15 protein-coding genes and 1 pseudogene are annotated in these 17,605 nt (G+C 60.1%); 13 read left to right on the forward strand and 3 right to left on the reverse strand.

The window, feature by feature from the left end; translation table 11 throughout:
* Positions 1-138 precede the first annotated feature (138 nt).
* Positions 139-708 (forward strand): GTP cyclohydrolase I FolE, encoded by a 570-nt coding sequence (folE, locus tag ACQUWM_RS09810; RefSeq protein ID WP_406998782.1) that lies wholly within the window; start codon positions 139-141, stop codon positions 706-708.
* A 4-nt stretch (positions 709-712) separates the two neighbouring features.
* On the forward strand, positions 713-1,477 hold the full coding sequence (locus ACQUWM_RS09815; protein WP_428922008.1) for an SDR family NAD(P)-dependent oxidoreductase: 765 nt from the start codon (positions 713-715) through the stop codon (positions 1,475-1,477).
* 84 nt (positions 1,478-1,561) lie between these two features.
* Here ACQUWM_RS09815 and ACQUWM_RS09820 read toward each other — a convergent pair.
* The 3 genes and pseudogenes from ACQUWM_RS09820 to ACQUWM_RS09830 all read right to left on the reverse strand — a co-directional run.
* A pseudogene (locus tag ACQUWM_RS09820) lies at positions 1,562-1,855 on the reverse strand (2-amino-4-hydroxy-6-hydroxymethyldihydropteridine diphosphokinase); the annotation flags it as partial.
* Positions 1,856-1,862: 7 nt separating this feature from the next.
* Positions 1,863-3,560, reverse strand: coding sequence for a hypothetical protein (locus ACQUWM_RS09825; RefSeq protein WP_428922009.1), 1,698 nt, complete (start codon positions 3,558-3,560; stop codon positions 1,863-1,865).
* Entirely contained in the window at positions 3,557-4,285 is a 729-nt protein-coding gene (locus ACQUWM_RS09830) for an MBL fold metallo-hydrolase (protein WP_428922010.1), read from the reverse strand. The genes ACQUWM_RS09825 and ACQUWM_RS09830 overlap by 4 nt, the downstream gene beginning before the upstream one ends.
* A 165-nt stretch (positions 4,286-4,450) precedes the next feature.
* Between ACQUWM_RS09830 and ACQUWM_RS09835 the strand changes: the two genes are divergently transcribed.
* The 11 genes from ACQUWM_RS09835 to ACQUWM_RS09885 all read left to right on the forward strand — a co-directional run bounded on the left by ACQUWM_RS09835 (position 4,451) and on the right by ACQUWM_RS09885 (position 17,595).
* Complete coding sequence (locus ACQUWM_RS09835; protein WP_428922011.1) at positions 4,451-4,885, forward strand: CoA-binding protein; 435 nt, start codon at positions 4,451-4,453, stop codon at positions 4,883-4,885.
* Between the two features lie 161 nt (positions 4,886-5,046).
* The gene (locus ACQUWM_RS09840; RefSeq protein WP_428922012.1) at positions 5,047-7,296 is read left to right on the forward strand and encodes a putative bifunctional diguanylate cyclase/phosphodiesterase; all 2,250 of its coding nucleotides are present in this window, start codon (positions 5,047-5,049) and stop codon (positions 7,294-7,296) included.
* 51 nt (positions 7,297-7,347) lie between these two features.
* The gene (locus ACQUWM_RS09845; RefSeq protein WP_428922013.1) at positions 7,348-7,662 is read left to right on the forward strand and encodes a hypothetical protein; all 315 of its coding nucleotides are present in this window, start codon (positions 7,348-7,350) and stop codon (positions 7,660-7,662) included.
* A gap of 332 nt (positions 7,663-7,994) precedes the next feature.
* Positions 7,995-8,447 (forward strand): MerR family transcriptional regulator, encoded by a 453-nt coding sequence (locus ACQUWM_RS09850; protein WP_428922014.1) that lies wholly within the window; start codon positions 7,995-7,997, stop codon positions 8,445-8,447.
* Positions 8,444-11,053, forward strand: a complete 2,610-nt coding sequence (locus tag ACQUWM_RS09855) for a heavy metal translocating P-type ATPase (RefSeq protein WP_428922015.1) — start codon at positions 8,444-8,446, stop codon at positions 11,051-11,053. The genes ACQUWM_RS09850 and ACQUWM_RS09855 overlap by 4 nt, the downstream gene beginning before the upstream one ends.
* Positions 11,054-11,182: 129 nt before the next feature.
* Complete coding sequence (locus tag ACQUWM_RS09860) at positions 11,183-11,647, forward strand: DUF411 domain-containing protein (protein WP_428922016.1); 465 nt, start codon at positions 11,183-11,185, stop codon at positions 11,645-11,647.
* A gap of 135 nt (positions 11,648-11,782) precedes the next feature.
* Positions 11,783-13,780, forward strand: a complete 1,998-nt coding sequence (locus tag ACQUWM_RS09865) for a ribonuclease R family protein (protein WP_428922017.1) — start codon at positions 11,783-11,785, stop codon at positions 13,778-13,780.
* A 65-nt stretch (positions 13,781-13,845) separates the two neighbouring features.
* A complete protein-coding gene (locus ACQUWM_RS09870; protein WP_428922018.1) occupies positions 13,846-14,046 on the forward strand; it encodes a hypothetical protein in 201 nt (66 codons plus the stop codon).
* A gap of 281 nt (positions 14,047-14,327) precedes the next feature.
* The gene (locus tag ACQUWM_RS09875) at positions 14,328-15,683 is read left to right on the forward strand and encodes a hypothetical protein (protein ID WP_428922019.1); all 1,356 of its coding nucleotides are present in this window, start codon (positions 14,328-14,330) and stop codon (positions 15,681-15,683) included.
* 60 nt (positions 15,684-15,743) lie between these two features.
* Positions 15,744-16,385 carry a penicillin-binding protein activator LpoB gene (locus ACQUWM_RS09880; RefSeq protein ID WP_406998761.1) on the forward strand — a complete coding sequence of 214 codons (642 nt, stop codon included), beginning with the start codon at positions 15,744-15,746 and terminating at the stop codon, positions 16,383-16,385.
* On the forward strand, positions 16,366-17,595 hold the full coding sequence (locus tag ACQUWM_RS09885) for a hypothetical protein (RefSeq protein WP_428922020.1): 1,230 nt from the start codon (positions 16,366-16,368) through the stop codon (positions 17,593-17,595). Before ACQUWM_RS09880 ends, ACQUWM_RS09885 begins: the two co-directional genes overlap by 20 nt.
* The last annotated feature ends 10 nt before the right edge of the window (positions 17,596-17,605 follow it).

The raw sequence follows: 17,605 nt of genomic DNA on the forward strand, positions 1-17,605 counted from the left end.
ATAGCCACTGATCGAATTTGCGGGCGTCATCCGGGTCATCAGTGGTCTTTTGTGGACGGGTCCACGTAAACCATGGAGATAAACGACGATTTCCCTTAAGCTTCGCCCTGAATCAGACACAGAATACCGGAACCGATTATGAGCAACTCTCTGGAAGATTTGGCCGGCCACTACCGCGATATCATCAATGGTCTTGGGGAAGACACCTCCCGTGAGGGCCTGATGGACACGCCCAAGCGCGCGGCCAAAGCCATGCAGTTCCTGACAAACGGCTATCAGCAGGATCTGGGTGAACTGGTCAACAATGCCGTCTTCGAGTCCGCCATGGATGAAATGGTGATGATTCAGGACATAGAGCTCTACAGTATGTGTGAGCACCATATGCTGCCGTTTATCGGCAAGTGCCATATTGCCTACATGCCACAGGGCAAGGTGCTGGGGCTGTCCAAGTTCGCCCGCATTGTCGACATGTACGCACGCAGGCTGCAGATCCAGGAAAACCTGACCCGGGAAATCGCCGAAGCCATTGAAACAGTCACCGGTGCCAAAGGTGTGGCCGTGGTGATCGAGGCCCAGCATATGTGCATGATGATGCGCGGCGTGGAGAAACAGAACTCCCGCATGAAAACCTCGGTGATGCTGGGCCAGTTCCGCAAATCCCAGGCGACCCGAACCGAATTCCTGCAACTGCTCAGCCACCGGGACTGATCCCATGTCGACCGCTCCCGTAGCCGTGGTGACCGGCGCCGGACGCAGGCTTGGCTATGAGATCAGTGCAGCGCTGATCAAGCGTGGCTACCGGGTGTTTGCCCTGCACCGGACCCCCACCGACGACGTGGACCACCTGGTTCGCGAGGGCGCGACGGCGTTACAGGTCGACCTGGGGGATCCCGAAGCCCTGCAGGCCCGGATTGACGAGATTGCCCGCGACACGGCCAACGTCAGCCTGCTGGTGAACAACGCCTCCACGTTTGAGAGCGACGCTGAAGATCCACGGGAACGGGCGGCTCAGGCTGCCTACCTGTTTCAGGTAAACAGCACGGCTCCCATGCAACTGATGCACGGTCTGTCAGTCCCTCTGGAACAGGCAGCCCTGGCGTTCGGGCGGCCGTCACTGGTCGTCAACATAACCGATATTTTCGCGGAGCGCCCGAATCCGCTCTACAGCGCCTACTGCGCGTCCAAGGCAGCCCTGGCCAACCTGACCCTGAGCTATGCCGCCCTGCTCGCCCCTGATGTACGGGTAAACGCTATTATGCCCGGGCCGATCCGCTTTCTTCCCCGCCACACCGACAACCAACGGCAGCAGGTGCTGTCAGAAACCCTGCTGGCCCGCGAAGGGGGCTTTCACAGTGTGGTTCTCCAGTTGCTGGCCCTGGTGGACAACGATTTCATTACCGGCGCCCAGATTCCGGTGGATGGTGGCCGGCGCCTGGCCCAGGGTATGATCAGCCACGTCAAGGGAAACCCGGACTGACCCATCATTGCGACCGTCAAACAGGTCCCGGTAATAAGGCTCATCAATATCCGAGCCCGCAAATCGCCCACTCTTGCTGTATTCCAGAATGTCCACATCGAGGGTGCGGTCCTTGCGGCTGCTGAGTGGGTCGGAGCGATCCCGCCCGAAGGATTCCTCCAGCAGGTTCAGCTCACACTTCAGCTGTTGCGGGGATAATGGACTGAACAGCACCGCCAACGCGTTAAGGAACGAGCGCTCGGTGTCGATGCCCCTGGGGCGGGTGTGGATCACCGGCGACAACCACAGAGACCCATGGGTAGCCAGCAAACTCTCAACCGCCCTGGCCAGGTTGTGTTGCGGTTCAATGTTGCTTCCAAGTCCACACAGGTACCACATGACGGCGTTATCTCAGTAGCTTTCGGATATAGGCACCTACCAATACGGTCACCAGCAGCACTCCGATCATGGATTCCAGGGTCACCAGTATGGAAAGCAGGCCAGTCGCTGGCGGTGCCGGTTCACTCCACTGGCCGAAGAAGCTGCTGATAAAGCTCTGCAGACTGAGCATCACCGCTTCGCCGGAACCAACGCCAATGGCCATGTACAGCAGCGAGAATATCACCGAGACCATCAGCGCTGTCGCCAGAACATTCCGCAACCGGATGCCCCACCCGAAGACGCCGCCGAGCAGGAAGCGACGGGTCCGGCTGGTTTCCTTGTGGTGGCGCATGTGGAAGAACGCGTGATCCTCCTCTCGCAGATGACCGGTGGCGGACATCCAGTTCTTGAACCGGGTGTAGGCTTCCGCCAGCTGACGGCGGTCCTCCCGGTCGGGACGAGGCATACGGGCCCTGGCGAGCAGACCAAAGGGCGGGGGTGTCGTGGATCGCCGGGCGGGGCTGGTCCCGTATACCAGTGACACCGGATCAAACCAGGCTTGTTCCGCGTGAAAGCGGGCCATCTCGATGCTTGGGGTGCCCTCATCGGGCGCTTCCAGCTCCAGCATCCAGGCCTGACTCACCGACGACCCGACCAGGCTGCAACGCCCCCGGAGCCGTCGACCGGTCATCCGCAGATGGCGGCCCACCAGGGTATCCTCGATGGCAATGCCGGTGTCTTCGTCTACCACTACGACCCGGTCCAGCCAGAGGTCGGCCGCGAGTTCGCAGTTGTCGACCAGGATCGAATCCGCGGTGACGTTTGTCAGACGTAGCTGGTTCAGGTGACTGCGACGGATCTCGACACAGCCGGAGACGGTATAGCCTTCGAAAAACAGTCCTCCCTCAAAGCTATTCCGGCTCAGTTGTTCGGCGTGGTAGCTCTGCCGTCCGATATAGACACCACCCAGGGCGGGCTGATCGTTGACCGGCGCATCGTCCTGCACGGCCATCAGTTGTACCGGCGCTTCGAAACTGCCGTTCAGCGCCAGGCAGCCGCTCAGGGTCATTTCGTTGAGCCAGAGCATGTCATCACTGCCGCGGGTGCCAAACTCCATCAGCAAGGAACAGGCCCGGATACCACGGAAGGAAATACCGCCGGCGCCACTGAAATCACAGTCGAACATGACCACGCTGCCATCCAGGTGGGCGGATTTCAGGCTGAAATGGTTATTGAACTGACAGTTAAGGCACCACAGGCTGCCCTGAAACCGCGCACGGAGCCAGCGGAAATCACCCGACACCCGGCAATTGATCAGCACCACCGATCCGGCAATGTCCAGATCCGGCTGTTCCGAGCCATCCAGCACCGCATTGGCAATCACCACCACACCTTCCGCCGCACCGATGGCGGCAAGGAATTCAGAGCCGGCAAGGTGACGCGGCTGATCCGCTGGCAGCTCCAGGCCGTGGCCAGTTACGGCCACCTCTGCCGTCTCGCAAGCGTCCAGCACCTCCCGCACCACCAACGTCTGGCCATCCCGACGATCCCGCCCGAGGCGGACCCGGAACGCCTGGCCAACCGTCACCGCCGGGTGCCCGGCCCTCTGGAACGGGCGCCAGTGGCTATAACACAGCGCCTGATCTTCGGTCACCAGGACCAGAAAGCGCCCCGACTTGAGATCGGAATGGATGATCCGGGCAACTATTACGTCGTCGGTCAAAGGACAAACTCCTGTCCCTGCTGCGCAAAGCCGGCAAAGTCCCTTTCCACCTCCGCCCGGTGTTGCTCGAAAGTATCCTCATAGCTCATCAGGTACATACGATCACGCACGGTTTGCGGATAGTTCTCACGGAGTTCGCCAACCGACGCATGCACCGGATTCCAGTCTGACAGGGTGGCGTCATGAAGAATGGTCCGGGGGGCGTACCTGGATACCAGCTCTGGAATGGGACGGGTATCGCCACTGAACAGCAAATGCTCGTTCAGCACCAGGCCATAGGACGGCTTTTCCGGGGTATGGCGGTTCTGGAACGGCTGTAAACGGACCCCTTCGAATTCAAAGGGCTGATCATCCAGCAGGACCACATCGAAGAAATCCGACAGCTCGGCCGGCCCTTCTCCCACTTGGCCCATTACGCCCTTGAGGGTGTGCTCCCACAGCTCTTCATAAACGCCGGGAGGCAGGTAAAGCGTGGGTTTGAAGCCATAACGGAAACGGCATTCGTACCCCAGGCGCTCCAGGCCGAAACAGTGATCTGCGTGGGCATGGGTGATGAAAATAGCGTCCACATCCGCCAGGGTCAGGCCCCGATCCCGCAACGCGAATTTGATGGTATAACCGGCATCAATCAGCAGGCGACGACCACCGGCTTCCACCATGGCATTATTGTTCCAGTGATCAATCGCTTCGGAGTGGCCAACTCCAAGCATGGTCAAGACTGCCATACTCTGGTCCTTTTTGAGTTACCGGGCGCATCAGACGGCGAGCACCTTGAACAGCGATCCTATTACATGCAAGCCTTGGCGATCAAAGACCTATAGTATCATCCCCGGACACCGGCAACCGATGACCGGCCGACAACACAAACCGCAACCAGGGTTTACACAGCCATGCCAAGCCAGACACCAGAAGCCATTCGCGCTATCCTGACCAGCATCCGCACCATTGCCCTTGTCGGCGCGAGCAACAAATCCCACCGCCCCAGTCACGAGGTAATGGCTTACCTGCAGGGCCGTGGTTACCGGGTCATTCCGGTGAGCCCGCGGCTAGCCGGCCAGCAGCTTCTTGGGGAAACCGTATACGCCGACCTCAAGTCCCTGCCCGAGCCGGTGGATATGGTGGAGCTGTTTCTGGCGCCGGAACGGACCGGACCGATCATCGACGCGGCCATTGAGTTCAACATTCCTGTGGTGTGGATGCAGGTTGGCGTGATCAACGAACAGGGTGCCCGGAAAGCGGAGGCCGCCGGTCTGACAGTGGTGATGGATCGGTGCCCCAAACAGGAAATCCCCCGGCTCGGCGTACCGCCCGTCTCCCGAGGGTAGGCCTGGTATCACGGCAGCCGGTCAGCCTGCTCCGCTGCCCTTAATGACCTGTTCGAACCCCCTGCCTTCTGCCATAATCGAGCCAAGCAATCCGAGGGCTGGCAGCGCCATGTGGTTCAGAGAACACCTGACCGGAGCAACGCGTGGAAAAATCTGAATCCGTGACAAACAAAGTCGTCAGGGGACTGCTGCACCCTGTTGTTCCGGCACTGATTCTTATAGTTTTCCTCGGCATTGCCTCCGTCCTGAAATACGGCCTCGACAGACAGGACGAGCGCCAGATCAACAGCAACCTTGCCAGCGAGAGCCTGGCCATGGCCAACAGCCTGGAGCGGGAATTCCTGGTTCACGTTGAAGCGATCCGCCGCATGGCAAAGAGGCTCGAAGCCGACCCGGATATCACGGAAGAACTCTGGAGCCGGGACGCCAGAAATTACCTGGAAGACTTCGGGGTCTATCAGGCCCTGGAGTGGATTGACCGCGAGTACATCATCCGCTGGCTGGAACCCCTGACCGGAAACGAAGACGTGGTGGGCTATAACGTGGCGTTTTCTCCCGAGCGGCGGGCAGCGCTGGAAGAGGCACAAGCCAACGGCACCATTGATATTTCCGGGATAATCGACCTCCGGCAGGGCGGCAAGGGGCTGGTGATCTACGTTCCGGTCTATTCTGGAGAAAGCAACAACGGCTTTATTGCCGGTGTTTTCCAGATGGAAACCCTGGCCCGCCACCTGCTCACCAGCCGGGTCCTGGACGCCTTCCACATCCGGATTTCCGATGACGGCGCCCCGGCCTACGAGCTCAATACCGGCGGGGAATATGCCAGCGATTACTCCCACACGGTGGATGTCGACCTGCCGATGCTGGGCTGGTCACTGACCGTCACCCCGACGACCGACTGGGTCAGCAGCCGGAAAAGCATCTGGCCCTGGACCACGTTTATCTCCATTTTGTTCATGGGAGTGCTCACCAGTCTCACCACTCTGCTGGTGCAGTTGGTCCTCAAGCGTAATCATGCCCTGCTGAAAACCCGCAGGGAACTGGAGTTCGAAATTGACCAGCGCAAGGCAGCGCAGCAGGACCTGGCCCGGCTGGAATCCACCGACACTCTCACCGGTCTGGCGAACCGCCGTTTCTTCATGGAAGATCTCAGCCATACCCTCAGCATCGCCGACCGGCAAATGCGCCAGGTCGCACTGGTGATGCTCGACCTCGACCGCTTCCAGATGCTCAATGACACCCTTGGCCACCAGTTCGGGGATGAGCTGCTGATCAAGGTTTCCGAGCGCCTGAACAGCCTGAGCGACGAAAAAGTGCTGGTGGCCTACTCAGGCGGCGATGAGTTTATGATCTGCCAGCAACACGTTGATAACCTGGACGATGTCATTCATCTGCTGGGGCAGATCAAGCAGTGTTACGCCGAGCCCTTCGAAGTTCAGAACGAGGCCCACTACATCACCGCAACCATGGGCATCGCCATTTATCCCCAGAGCGGGCTGGATACCGACACCCTGCTGCGCAACGCCGACATTGCCCTGTACCGGGCCAAGGAACAGGGGCGCAACACCTACCAGTTCTACACCGAGGGCATGCAGGAACGGGAAGTCATGCGCCTGGAGCTGGACAAGGATCTCAGCCACGCCCTCGCCAATGACGAGTTTGTACTCTACTACCAGCCCCAGGTTAATCTGGCGAGTGCAGAAATTCTCAGTGCGGAGGCGCTGATACGGTGGCAGCACCCCCGTCGCGGGTTGTTGCCGCCAATGGAATTCATCCCACTGGCGGAAGAGGGCGGGCGCATCACCGAAATCGGCCGCTGGGTGGTCATGGCCGCGTGCCAGCAACTGGCCAGGTGGCAGGGCACACCGTTCGGGCACCTGAGGATTGCCGTCAACCTGTCCGGGCGTGAGTTGGACGATGAGAACCTGGTGGATCACATCAGGGAGGCCCTGGAGACCCATAATGTGCCGCCGGAACGGCTTGAGGTAGAGCTGACCGAGGAAATCTTCATTCAGAACATCGAACACAACCTCAACCAGCTGTCCAGGCTCCACCAGCTCGGTGTGAGCTTGGCCATCGATGATTTTGGGGTGGGGTATTCATCGCTGGGGTATCTGCGTGACTTCCCGGTCGACCTGCTGAAGATCGACCGCTCGTTCATTACCGAGGTTACCGAGCGTCACGATGACGCAGTGATCACCCGAGCGGTGATCAATCTGGCCCACAACCTCGGTATCCAGGTTGTCGCGGAGGGCGTGGAAACCATGGAGCAGTTGGTTTTCCTCAAGGATCATCACTGTGACCTGGCCCAGGGCTACCTGATCAGCCGGCCTGTTCCTGCCGCTATGCTGGAAAAGGCTCTCACCGAAGGTACCATGGTGACCGGCGTGCCGGTGGATACGCGCATATAGTCAGCCTTTTTAACCATCGCATCTGACCAATTCCCAGCAAGGTAAGACACCATGACAAGCCACTACCTGACCCCGGAACAAGACCGGAAAATTCGCCAGTGGGAACGCTGGAACCGGAATTATTTTATCTTTGCCTTTGTGGCGCTGACGATCATTCTGGTGTTCAGCAGTCAGTTGGGCTTGTCCAGTGGCGAGAGCTGGGGGCCGCTCGGGGTTCTGATTGCGGCTCTGATCACGCCAATTATTGTGCTTCAGTTGCGGCTGGCGTGTCCGGCCTGTGGTCACAAGATTGGCTGGCAGGCGAAGCTGATGGCGCCGGACCAGTGTAAGCACTGCGGTACGTTCCTTCGCGCCAAGGGGCAGTAACCTTCCTACCTAAAAAAAACCTTTGACCTGTGAGTTGCTCACAGGTTTTAGAGTATTATCGGGTTATCGGAGTTTGCCGTGTTGAGGCAGGAGCGACTTCCGAAAACCGCTGTTAATACGTCCCTGTACGCTTGCTCTCCGCCCCACCATGCTTAATGCTCCTGCGTCGCATGGTGGGTCCTGGGCAGGCCGTCCATGGCCAGCCCGTGAAGAGCTGTCGCTCTTCACCCATGGCTCCGAGCATTTTCGGAAGTCGCTCCTGCCTCAACACTCCGCTTACTTCAGTCGTGGATTCCTTTGACCATTACTCATTTCGGGGTGAGAAACAGGCTATGAAAGTCAAAGACATTGCAGAGGCCGCCGGCGTAAATCCGGATACCGTGCGGTTCTATACCCGGGAAAACCTGTTGAAGCCGACCCGCAATCCGGACAACAACTACCAGCAGTTCAATGCTGAGGACCTGCGGCGGCTGCGGTTTGCCCGCAAGGCCCGGAAGCTGGGGTTTTCACTGCCGGAGATCCGGCAGATTCTGGATCAGGCGGACGATCATCATTCGCCGTGTCCGATGGTGCGGGACGTATTTCAGCAGCGGCTGGCAGAGGTGGAGCGGGAGATTCGTGAGCTGCAGGAGCTGCGCAATCGGATGACCTCGGCGTTGGTGGCATGGCAGGACATGCCGGATGGTACGCCGGATGGCCACACCATTTGCCGGTTGATCGAACACTGGGAAGAACCAACGCCCTCTGACGGGCAGGCGATCGGGTTGAGGAGTAACAACGAATGACGGACGCACCTGTGCTACAAACCATGCTCAGTATTTCCGGGGCCTCGTGTCAGAGCTGTGTAAAGAAGATCCGCACTGCCCTGGCACCGCTGACCGGCGACGGGGAGCTGGTGGAAGTGGACCTCGACAAACAGACGGTGGCCCTGCCGGAAGGCGTGGATGCCACCGAGGCTGCGCGGATTGTGACGGAAACCGGTTACCCCGCGGAGCCTGTCGGGGAGGCATCAGAATCTGCCAATGGCTGCGCGGACACGGCTGAAGACGGCCATAACGACGGTGGCCAGACGGATCATCCATCCAGGGATGCCGCCGGGACAGTCGCCAAAGACGTTCAGGCAGAACCGGCCGCCACCGCAAACGGGCAGGTTCATCTGGCCGTGGCCGGCGCCACCTGCGCGTCCTGTGTCAATACTATTGAGAAGGCCTTGATGTCGGTGTCCGGCATCAGCCATGCCCATATGAATCTGGCGGACAATACCGCCACTGCAAGCGGCAAGGCCGACCCGGCGGCGCTGGTCAAGGCCGTGGAAAGCGCCGGGTATGGCGCCCGTGTGATTGAAGACGAGGACGAGGACGACGAACGCCGGCAGCAGGAGGATCGCAAACAGTACAAGGCCCTGCTGGTCAAAATGGGCATCAGCCTGGGCTTGGGCGTGGCGCTGATGGTCTGGGGCATGGGCTTTGGTTCGATGATGGTGACCGCAGACAACCAGGTCACCTGGATCAACCTCGGCATTCTCACCCTGGGCGTCATGATCGCCACCGGCGGCCACTTCTTCGTGGGCGCCTGGAAAGCCCTCCGCCACCATAACGCCAACATGGATACCCTGATTGCCCTGGGTACCGGTACCGCCTGGCTCTATTCCATGGTGGTTGCCAGTGTCCCGGATGCCTTGCCGGAAATGGCGCGCCATGTCTATTTTGAGGCCTCCGCGATGATCATCGGCCTGATCAATCTGGGCCAGGCCCTGGAATTGCGGGCCAAGGGCAAGACCTCCGAGGCGGTTCGTCGCCTGCTGGATTTGCGGGCAAAAACCGCGCGGGTGATTCGTGATGGCGAAGAACAGGACATTCCGGTGGAAGACGTCCGTAAAGGCGATCATATTCGCGTGCGGCCCGGTGAGAAGCTGCCCGTGGACGGCGTTATCGCCGAGGGCAGCACCCGCATTGATGAAAGCATGCTCACCGGCGAGCCCATGCCGGTACGCAAGGGCGAAGGCGACGAAGTCTCCGCCGGCACCCTCAACACCCACGGCTCCATCATCTACGAGGCCACCCGCGTGGGCAGTGATACCGCCCTGGCCCAGATCATTAAGCTGGTTAAAAAGGCCCAGGGCTCGAAACCCGCCATTGGTCGCCTTGCGGACAAGATCTCCTCGGTGTTCGTGCCCAGCGTGATGCTGATTGCCGTGGCCGCGGCGCTGGTCTGGTACAACGTCGGACCGGAACCTGCGGTGGTACACATGATGGTGGCGGCCACCACCGTGCTGATCATTGCCTGTCCCTGTGCGCTGGGCCTGGCCACGCCGATGTCGGTGATGGTGGGCGTGGGCAAGGCCGCCGAATACGGCGCACTGATTCGCCAGGGTGATGCCCTGCAGACCGCCGGCAAGGTGGACCTGGTGATTCTCGACAAGACCGGCACCATTACCGAGGGTCATCCGGCCGTCACGCGGGTATACGCGAGCGATGAAGATGAGCAACGCTTACTGGCGCTGGCGGCAGGCCTGGAACAGCATTCCGAACACCCGCTTGCCGAGGCCATCCTGGGCAAAGCGGAAGAGGACGGCGTGCAGCCCGAAAAAGTCACCGGCTTCGAGGCACTGAACGGCAAGGGAGTTCAGGGCGAGTTCGACGGCCAGCCCCTGCGCCTGGGCAACCGCCGCTGGCTGGAAGCCGAAGGCCTGTCCGTCGATGCTCTGGCTGACGCTGCCGGGACCATCACCGAGGAGGCTGGCACGCCGCTGTTCCTGGCACTCGGCCAGGATGTGCTCGGCGTCATCGGCGTGGCGGATGCCATCAAGCCGGATTCCAAAGCCGCCATCCAGCGCCTGCACGATGCCGGTATCCGCGTGATGATGGTGACTGGAGATGTGGATGCCACCGCCAAAGCCATTTCCGCCAAGGCAGGAATCGACGACTACCGCGCCGAAGTGCTTCCCGAAGACAAGGCCGAAGTAGTCAGCGCCATGCGTGGCAAGGGCTACACCGTGGCCATGGTGGGGGATGGCATCAACGACGCCCCGGCACTGGCGGCCGCCGATGTCGGCTTTGCCATCGGCACCGGTACCGACGTCGCCATTGAAAGCGCCGCCATCACCCTGATGCGAGGCTCCCTGCACGGCGTGCCCGATGCCATCGAGATATCCCGCGCCACCGTTCGGAACATCCATCAGAACCTGTTTGGCGCCTTTGTGTACAACTCCATGGGTATTCCGGTCGCCGCCGGCCTGCTCTACCCTGTGTGGGGCATACTGATGAGCCCGATCCTGGCCGGCGCCGCCATGTCGCTATCATCCGTAACCGTGGTTTCCAACGCCAACCGCCTGCGGTTGTTCCGGACCAGCCACAAATTCAGCAACAGTCAGCAAGAGGAGCGGAACTGATGGGCACACTTCTGGTCAATGCCGGAGGATTGGCAATGATGGCGGCCATCGTCTGGTGGTTCTGGCTGTCACCTTCTTCCGCCGGCGCCACCAACGACGATCACAGCCATCATCACTGAGGAAACAGACATGAATCTGCATAAAACAGTTCTAGGCCTCACCGCCGCCTTCGGACTCAGCACCCTGGCCAGCAGCCCGTTGCTGGCCGCTAATGAGGCAGACAGTATCCATGTGTACAAATCCCCCCACTGCGGCTGCTGCAGCGACTGGATCGACCACCTGGAAGAAAATGGCTTTGATGTGACAACCACCAACACCGACGACTTGGGCAAAATCAAAGCCGAGGCTGGCCTCCTTGCCGGACTGGGAAGCTGCCACACGGCGTTTGTCGGTGACTATGTAATCGAAGGCCACGTTCCGGCGGATGACATTAAACGCCTGCTGTCCGACGCACCCAAAGCAACTGGCCTGAGTGTTCCGGGCATGCCAGCCGGCTCACCGGGAATGGAAATGGGCGACCGGAAGGACCATTACAAAGTCATCATGTTTAACGAAGATGGCCAGACCCGGGTATTTTCAGAGCATAACCAGTAAGGGTATGACGGGCTTCCGGCGTCGGATAGCCTGTCGCCCCGCGTGACCCGGGATTGAGCAAGAGGTCTGACGCGTCCGGTCATAACCGGTATACTCCGCACCTGACATTCATTATTCGCCAGCCAGGTCCTGTTCATGCTCAATGCCGACGCCCTCAGCCAGTTGCGCCAGCTGAAAACCGACATCAAAGAAAACAAGGTGGTCTTTCCGGGCACCGTCAAAGCCACCAACGGACGTTTCGGTTTCGTAGTGCTGGATGAGGGCCGTGACGTGTTCCTGCCGCCGGAGGAAATGCAGAAAGTGCTGCCCGGTGACCGCGTCAACGTCACCGAACAGGAAGGTGACAAGGGTAAAACCCAGGGCGTGGTGGACGAGCTTCTGGAAAGCAACCTGACCACTTTTGTCGGCCGTTACCTGATCAAGGGCAAGGGGCATTTCGTGGTACCGGAAACCCCGGGCATCAACCGCTGGATTTTCATTCCACCGAAAGAGCGGATGAACGCCGGGCAGGACGACTTTATATACTGCCGCATCCTCAAACACCCAATCAAGGACGGCAAGGGCCAGGCCAAGATCCTGAAAGTGCTGGGCAAACCCGGCGACACCGGCATTGAGCGCGCACTCACGCTGGCGACCTTCGATTTGCCGGATGCCTGGCCGGAACCGGTTCAGCAACAGGCAGACGCCCTCAGCGAGACGGCCATCGAAACGCGCGCGGGGGATCGTGAGGACCGTACCGATCTGCCCTATGTCACCATCGACAGCCCCGGCACCCAGGACATGGACGATGCCCTGCTGGCCGAGCCCAACGCCACCGGCTGGAAGCTCTCCATCGCCATTGCCGACCCCACAGCGGTGATTGAGCCCGGCAGCGCGGCGGAATCCGAAGCCTTCCGGCGGGCAACCGCCATCTATTTCCCGGGCGAGCCCCTGCCAATGCTGCCAGACGGCCTCAGCACCCGGCTGTGTTCACTGATGCCTGAGGTGAACCGCCTGGCCCTGGTCTGCGATCTGCAGGTCAACAACGACGGCAGCCTGGGTGACTACAGCTTCCACAAGGCTACGATCCAGTCGAAGGGCAAGCTCAGCTATGAGCTGGTATCCAACCTGATTGAGGGCCGCGAGGACGACGACATCAAGGCCCTGCCGGACGCCGTTGCCAACAGCCTCGACCAACTGCACCAGGCCGCCACCGCCCTGCGCAAATGGCGCAGTGAGCACGCACTGCTGAGTGCTGACCGCCCCGAGTTCCGTCTGCGCCTGGACGAGAACAAGCGGGTGCGACTGATCGAGCCGTCGGTGCAGAACGAAGCCCACCGACTGGTGGAGGAATGCATGGTGGCGGCCAACCGCTGTGCCGCGGATTTCCTCAGTCAACAAGGCAAGGGGCTGTTTATTCAGCATCCGGGCCTGCGTGACGACCGCGCCGACAATGTCCGGGCGCTGCTCGAAGGCTACGCCCCGGATCTGTCCGCGGTGGATGCCACTTCCGCCAAGGGCTTCCGGGAACTGATGAAACGCACGGAGAACCTGGATGCGGAGGTACCGGTCAAGGCCATCCTCTCCCGCCAGCTCGCGCGTGCGGAACTGGCATTCGAGGCAGCGCCTCACCAGGGCATGGGGCTGCCGGCCTACACGACCTTTACCTCGCCCCTGCGCAAGTTCAGCGACTTTTATGTACACCGGCTGATCAAGGCGGCGCTGTGGCAGGAGCCTCTGGGCGAACTCACGGACGAACAGCTTGCGGCACTGCAGGCCACCCAGATCAATGCCCGCCAGGCCGCCAACAACCTGGAAAGCTGGCTCAAGAGTGATTTCGCCAAATCCCTGGGTTCCGAGCCCATGACTGGCGTGATCAGCCGTACCGTGCCCGCCGGATTCTTCGTGCGCCTGGACGCCAACGGCCTTGAGGGCTTTGTCAGCTGCCGCACCCTGGATGGCAAATACAGCTTTGATCCCATCACCCTGCGCCTGATTCATAATAAGAACGGCCGCATTTTCCAGCTGGAACAGCCGGTCACCGTTACCTTCGCGGATGTGGACGAGGAACGGAAACAGATCAACTTCAAGCTGGTGAGCGCGGAAGAAATAGCAACGGACAAGGGCACAGACAGCGAAACCACCGGGGCTTGAAAAACCGGGGCGACGGGCGCATCGTAATTGGTAGGAGTTTATTGCACCGACGGAGGTCATCTCCCATGCCCATCAGCCCCGATGAGTTCCTGAAAAAGTACGGTTTCGACGAAGACGACGAGGAGCGGGACCACAGCCTGCGCCATAACGCCATAGAGCACGCCAAGCACCTGCGCCGCCCCCATGCCGGCACGCCCCACGACTGGGAAGAATGGGAGCGCTACAAGCGGGAGCATCCCGATGAGGTCGAAGACGATCAGGACTGATCACTTCGACCCGGCCCCGTTTTATTCCCCGCGACAATCCCGCACACGCTCAGGTTTTACAAAGTTTGACACCTGAGAGCACTTCTTTGTTTTCCCGATTTTTTAGAAAAACCAATTTATAATCAATCACTTACATTTAATGGCATCCAGGACCAGGTTAGCCATATACCCTGTTTAGGGGATTCCGTAACCGCCAGCATGAAGTATCTGTAATGCAACAGGAGAACCGCGTCACAAAATTTGACGCGGTCCGGATACACAGCAACACAGCGGACGGAACGATGAGCAACAAGAAGTCACTACTCGGCATTGTCATACTTTCAACAACTCTAACTGGCTGCCTGGCGACAAACCCAGCCTACATGGGCGGCTCCATGGCAACCGTCAGTCAGGCGGAACTGCAATCCTCACCTCAATTTACCGATGAGGATCTGCAACAACGGCACAAAGCGCTGCGCACAAGCTTCCAGCAATTCCGGGCGTCTCCGGACAATTACTTTGATACCACCGATGCCATCGACTGCGAACTGAACACCGCCGGGCAATGGATGGTGACCCATGGCAAATCCGAGGCTGAAATCAAAGCCATACAGGCCCGCCACGGCGAACAGTTTGAGATGGAGCAAGACACCCGCATTGAATCTGTGAAACTTCTCGAGGGCGAGTGCGTCAATGGCATGCCTGAGGGACCGTTCGTTGGCGTTGGCAGTTACACCCAGACCGTCACCACCGATGCCAGCAGTTCGACAAGCAAAGCAAAGGTACGTACTGAAGCCACTGCCAACAGCGGAGAACTTGAGGGTGAAGCGCGTTTCCTGACCCGCCAGAATTCCGCCAGTTCCTATAACGGTCAGACGGTGAACATCCAGACCCTGACAGCAACCTCCGGCGTCTTTAAAGCAGGCGTCGAATCCGACACCCACCTTATCCTGACTGCCAACCCGGCAGCCAACACCACAACGACCCTGGTTCGCAGGAACCAGCAAACCGCCATGGGGCCGCAAGCCCGGGTCGACAGTTACATGGGCAGCCGGCTCACCAGCTCAACAAACATGCTGAATGATGTCACTCACGGCTGGATGACCAACTACCTGCTCCCCGAGGGCCAACGCAGAACCTGTTTCCAGTATGGCGAAATGGTGGATGACGGCGCCTGCTCCGGCATGACCATGCCCGCTATCGCCGCCAAACCCATGTCCGATGACCTGCTGACCAAAATGGTGCGCCGCGACAATCAGGGTGAATACATGAGCCCGTACACCTCCGATGGGGTTCTGGCTGAATGGGTCAATATCGGCACCAACGCCAGCATGGGCAGTACCGTTGGCTCCGGTGTTGGTGCGGCTGCCGGCAGCATGGTCGCTAATCAGGTACTGGACTCGGTCCCGTTTGCCGGGCTGATAGGCGGCATAATCGGCTCCCAGATGGGCGAGGACGCCGGTCGCGAGGCTGCCATTTCCGCTTCCGGCGGCTGGGAAACCATCCGCGACTCTTCCGACATGAGCTTTGATTCCCTGCGGGACATGGCTGTGTACCTGACACAGAAATACGGTCGGGAGCCGACTTATGGCGACGCCATGCAAGTAACCCTGCAGGTATACCCGGAACTCGAGGGCGCCCTGGCAACAGCCTACTGATTAACACCGGCGGAGCTCCTGCTCCGCCGGTTCCCTGATTCATCTGACCGGAGTTAATTTATGCGTTCCATCTCCCCATTTGCCAAGGCAGCGGGCCTGGCATTGTCGGTTTCCCTGGCGGCGGGTTGCGCCAGCAATATTGATAACACCCGTGGCGAGGCGACGGTGTATGAAGATGCCTCCACCACCGGCAAGGTTGGCGGTGTCGGCATTGAAAGCCAGGACATTGTCGCGGTTACCGACGAAATGATGCGCGACATGCTGGCCAACCGGATGCTCGCCGGGCGTGATGTCCCGCCGCGCATCATCATTGATAACGAGTACATGCGAAACGAAAGCTCGTCGGTGATCAACACCAACATGCTGACGGACCGTCTGCGCATTGAGCTTAACCGCGCCGCCAATGGCCGCATGATTTTTGTCGGCCGTGAATACGCCGGCATGGTCCAGAAAGAGCGCGACCTGAAACGGGATGGCGCCGTGGATGGCGGCACGATTCGCGAAACCGCCGCCCAGGCCGGAGCGGACTATCGCCTGGCGGGTCGGATTACCTCCCTGGACGCCTCTGATCGCAGTGACGGCACCCAGTCTCGCTACAGCCAGCTCACCTTTGAAATGGTGGATATGGAGCTGGGCACCATCGTCTGGAGCGGGCTCTACGAAATGCGCAAGGCGGGGCGTGATGATGTGGTTTACCGCTAGGAACCGACCGGCACTGCTGGCCAGCGCAATCCTGTCGATGTCGCTGGCGGGTTGCGCCACCGGCCCCAAGACCTACGACCGCGCGAGTCTCTCCGACGAACAGGAGCAGATCATCGCCAGCAAACCCGCCGTGCTTCAGGCGGACTTTCGCAATCTCTATGAGGAAGGCCGCCGTAACGAGGTGCTCAACCTGATGGAGATTGGCCTCAGGGCCTATCGCGCGGGCCATATCGACGAGGCCAGGCGGGCGCTGGATCGTGCACGGGTCAGCATCGAAAGCATCTACGCTGGCGATGATGCTGCCCGCAAAGCTCGCAGCGTCTGGTATGAAGAAGCCGAAAAGGACTTCAAGGGTGAACCCTACGAGCGTTCCATGGTGTACCTCTATCTGGGCCTGACCTTTCTGGATCAGGGAGACTACGGTAACGCCCGTGCCAGCTTCATTGGCGGCCTGCTCCAGGATGCCTTCGCCGAGGAGGAACAGAACAGCGCGGATTTCGCGGCGCTGATCTACCTCGCCGGCTGGGCGGCCATGCAGATGGACAGCAACAAGCTGGCGGAAGAGCATTTCGAGGAGCTGAAGGCGTTTCGCCCGGACGCCCCCATTCCATCGGAAGAACACAATGCATTGCTGATTGTGGAAACCGGCCACTCCCCCCGCAAGCTGGGGGACGGTGTCGGCCACTATCAGCTGGTTTATCGCCGCGGCAAGAACTTCCCGGATTTTGGCGCCCAGTGGCAGACCAATGACGGCTGGGAAACTGTCTATCCCATGGAGGATATCTATTTCCAGGCTTCCACCCGGGGCGGTCGCGCCATTGACCGCATCGTGGAAGGCCAGGTCCAGTACAAGGAAACCACACGGGACGTTGGCACCAACCTCAGCGCCGTGAGCCAGAACAACCTACTGGCTGGAGCCAGTGCCGCCGCCGGTGGTGTGATCGGCGCCGGCTTCGCCGCCATCAGCCTGGTCAGCGTGGCGGCCCAGGGCATGTCCGCCTCCGCCAACGTGCGCGCCGACATCCGCTACTGGGAAGCCTTGCCGGACACCCTGCACATCATTCCGGTGACCGCAGAGCCCGGCCAGCAGGTGACGGTGCGCTTCCTGGACAAGAACGGCGAGCCTATCCCCGGCCTGACCGATACCACTGAATTCCACTTCGACGGCCGTGGCCAGGGACTGGCGCTTGCCACGTCCCGGCGGCCCTGACAGGCAAAGG

Source organism: Marinobacter sp. DUT-3 (assembly GCF_050379435.1).
GTDB lineage: Bacteria > Pseudomonadota > Gammaproteobacteria > Pseudomonadales > Oleiphilaceae > Marinobacter.

Bases quoted from the DNA above. Each gene is read 5' to 3' on its own strand.
- ACQUWM_RS09870 (WP_428922018.1), top strand. From the start codon at position 13,846: ATGCCCATCAGCCCCGATGAGTTCCTGAAAAAGTACGGTTTCGACGAA.
- ACQUWM_RS09875 (WP_428922019.1), top strand. From the start codon at position 14,328: ATGAGCAACAAGAAGTCACTACTCGGCATTGTCATACTTTCAACAACT.
- ACQUWM_RS09835 (WP_428922011.1), top strand. From the start codon at position 4,451: ATGCCAAGCCAGACACCAGAAGCCATTCGCGCTATCCTGACCAGCATC.
- ACQUWM_RS09845 (WP_428922013.1), top strand. From the start codon at position 7,348: ATGACAAGCCACTACCTGACCCCGGAACAAGACCGGAAAATTCGCCAG.
- ACQUWM_RS09855 (WP_428922015.1), top strand. From the start codon at position 8,444: ATGACGGACGCACCTGTGCTACAAACCATGCTCAGTATTTCCGGGGCC.
- ACQUWM_RS09830 (WP_428922010.1), bottom strand. From the start codon at position 4,285: ATGGCAGTCTTGACCATGCTTGGAGTTGGCCACTCCGAAGCGATTGAT.
- ACQUWM_RS09850 (WP_428922014.1), top strand. From the start codon at position 7,995: ATGAAAGTCAAAGACATTGCAGAGGCCGCCGGCGTAAATCCGGATACC.
- ACQUWM_RS09860 (WP_428922016.1), top strand. From the start codon at position 11,183: ATGAATCTGCATAAAACAGTTCTAGGCCTCACCGCCGCCTTCGGACTC.
- folE (WP_406998782.1), top strand. From the start codon at position 139: ATGAGCAACTCTCTGGAAGATTTGGCCGGCCACTACCGCGATATCATC.
- ACQUWM_RS09815 (WP_428922008.1), top strand. From the start codon at position 713: ATGTCGACCGCTCCCGTAGCCGTGGTGACCGGCGCCGGACGCAGGCTT.
- ACQUWM_RS09865 (WP_428922017.1), top strand. From the start codon at position 11,783: ATGCTCAATGCCGACGCCCTCAGCCAGTTGCGCCAGCTGAAAACCGAC.
- ACQUWM_RS09885 (WP_428922020.1), top strand. From the start codon at position 16,366: ATGATGTGGTTTACCGCTAGGAACCGACCGGCACTGCTGGCCAGCGCA.
- ACQUWM_RS09880 (WP_406998761.1), top strand. From the start codon at position 15,744: ATGCGTTCCATCTCCCCATTTGCCAAGGCAGCGGGCCTGGCATTGTCG.